This is a genomic window from Vibrio sp. M260121, assembly GCF_036533715.1.
Lineage (GTDB): Bacteria > Pseudomonadota > Gammaproteobacteria > Enterobacterales > Vibrionaceae > Vibrio.
In genome coordinates this window covers 1-603 of the sequence record NZ_JATABF010000119.1, presented here as the reverse complement: position 1 = coordinate 603, position 603 = coordinate 1, and the positions used below count along the sequence as shown (strand labels likewise).

At 45.1% G+C, this 603-nt stretch carries 3 tRNA genes; all 3 read left to right on the top strand.

Annotation, left to right across the window (positions count from 1 at the left end):
- Positions 1-68 precede the first annotated feature (68 nt).
- The 3 genes from QTO06_RS25380 (at position 69) to QTO06_RS25370 (ending at position 355) form a co-directional block, all read left to right on the top strand.
- Positions 69-144, top strand: a tRNA-Lys gene (locus QTO06_RS25380).
- A gap of 24 nt (positions 145-168) precedes the next feature.
- Positions 169-244: transfer RNA gene (locus QTO06_RS25375), tRNA-Ala, on the top strand.
- A gap of 35 nt (positions 245-279) precedes the next feature.
- Positions 280-355, top strand: a tRNA-Val gene (locus QTO06_RS25370).
- Positions 356-603: the final 248 nt, after the last annotated feature.

Below are 603 nucleotides of genomic sequence, written 5' to 3'. Positions count from 1 at the left end.
TCTAGAGGCCTAGGACACCGCCCTTTCACGGCGGTAACAGGGGTTCGACTCCCCTACGGGATACCATTGGGTCGTTAGCTCAGTTGGTAGAGCAGTTGACTTTTAATCAATTGGTCGCAGGTTCGAATCCTGCACGACCCACCATTCTTTAAGAATGACTCTCAAGATGGGGCTATAGCTCAGCTGGGAGAGCGCCTGCCTTGCACGCAGGAGGTCTGCGGTTCGATCCCGCATAGCTCCACCATTCTTGACGTCTACCACAAGACGAAAAACTTATGTGGGCGATTAGCTCAGTTGGGAGAGCACCTGCCTTACAAGCAGGGGGTCACTGGTTCGAGCCCGGTATCGCCCACCATCTTTAAGCATTCTTACGAGTGTGTTTAAAAATGGTTACTTCATAAGAAGTGATTAGCTCTTTAACAATTTGGAAAGCTGACAAAACAAACTTTTAAGTTTGTTTGTAAAGTTCTCAATGTTTGTCTTTAAGACAAACACCAAAAAACACATTCAAGTGTTCTTGGGAATATCACTTTTAAGTGATTATTCGAAATTGAGTCCGGCAAAATCGAAATGTCTCTCGCTCATTCAAATAATGAGAGACAA